The following is a 1,649-nucleotide window of genomic DNA, read 5'->3' on the forward strand; positions in this document are numbered from 1 at the left end:
CGCCGCGGCACCGGCCGCGGCCTGCGCGGCGGCGGGACCGCCACCGGAACCGGAGGCGCCGGCCTTGCCCGGAGCGGGCTTCTTGCCGCCCTGGGCGACGTCGACGGGCAGCATGACCAGCGCGGTCGTACCACCGGAGTCGGACGGGCGGAGCTGGATGCGGATGCCGTGGCGCTGCGACAGACGGCCGACCACGAACAGACCCATGCGGCGGGAGACCGACACGTCCACGGTGGGCGGCGCGGCGAGGCGCTCGTTGATCGCGGCGAGGTCCTCGGGGGAGAGGCCGATGCCGGTGTCGTGGATCTCGATCAGCACGCGGCCGTCGGGCAGCGCGTGACCGGTGACCTTGACCTTGGTCTGCGGGGAGGAGAACGAGGTGGCGTTCTCCAGCAGCTCGGCGAGGAGGTGCACGAGGTCGTTGACGACGCGGCCGGCGACCTCGGTGCTCGGCACCGACGCCAGCTCGATGCGCTCGTACTGCTCCACCTCGGAGGCGGCGGCGCGGAGCACGTCGACCAGCGGGACCGGGCGGGTCCAGCGCCGGCCGGGCTCCTCACCGGCGAGGACGAGGAGGTTCTCGCCGTTACGGCGCATGCGGGTCGCGAGGTGGTCGAGCTTGAACAGCGAGGAGAGCTGGTCGGGGTCGGCCTCGCGGGACTCCAGCTCGGAGATGAGCGAGAGCTGACGCTGGATCAGACCCTGGGAGCGGCGCGAGAGGTTGGTGAACATCGCGTTGACGTTGCCTCGCAGCAGCGCCTGCTCGGCGGCGAGTCGGACCGCCTCGTGGTGCACCTCGTCGAAGGCCGCGGCCACCTTGCCGATCTCGTCCCGCGAGTGCACACCGACCGACTCCACGGACGTGTCCACGTCCTGCGGGTCGGACTCGGAGAGCTGCTTGACCAGCTCGGGCAGCCGGTCCTGGGCGACCCTGGTGGCGGTGTCCTGGAGACGGCGCAGCGAGCGGATCATGGACTGGGCCACGACGAACGCGCCGACCAGCGAGACACCGAGCACGAGCAGGATCAGCACACCGGAGATGATCGCCTCCTGTTCGGAGGTCGCCTTCAGCTCGCGGGCCTTCTGCTCCATGCTGTCGAGCAGCTCGTGCTCGATCTTCTTCATCTGCTGGATCTTGGTGGAGCTGTCGTCCACCCAGTCCAGGTACGAGCGCGCCGGCTGTCCCGCCAGGCCGTCGCGCGACTCGAAGACGCGCTTGGCGTAGAGGTCGGCCGCCTGGATCGTCGGGTTGTTCTCGTCGATGGGCTTGAGGATCTCCTCGGCGCCCTGGCTCGCGTAGACCTTGCGGAAGATGTTGAGCTCGGAGCCCTCGCTGTCGTACGCGGCCTCGCCGTAGAGGCGGTCGTTGGTCGACAGGTCGCCCTTGGTGGCGTTGCTGGCGGGCAGGGCGGCCGCGATGACGGCTCGCTGCACCGAGGCGTACTCCTTGGCCGTGGAGAACGCGGCCAGGGCGCGGGTGCGCTGGATCATCTCCGGGTTGCTCGACGCCTCGGCCATGTCCTGGGAGAGGTCGATGAGCTGGGTGATCAGCCGGTGGTACGCCTCGACGGTCTGGGTCGAGTTGCCCTCGGAGGAGTACGCGTCCCGGCGGATCTTGCCGAGTGCGTCGAGCTGGGAGACCAGACCGA

The 1,649-nt window shown here is 70.2% G+C and carries 1 protein-coding gene; it reads right to left on the minus strand.

Annotation, left to right across the window (positions count from 1 at the left end; translation table 11 throughout):
• Positions 1-1,649 (minus strand): nitrate- and nitrite sensing domain-containing protein (locus GT030_RS30655; RefSeq protein ID WP_161203876.1); only part of this gene is annotated, 1,649 nt, incomplete at both ends.

Origin of the sequence: Streptomyces sp. SID1328, from assembly GCF_009865595.1 — a bacterium.
Classification (GTDB): domain Bacteria; phylum Actinomycetota; class Actinomycetes; order Streptomycetales; family Streptomycetaceae; genus Streptomyces; species Streptomyces griseoluteus.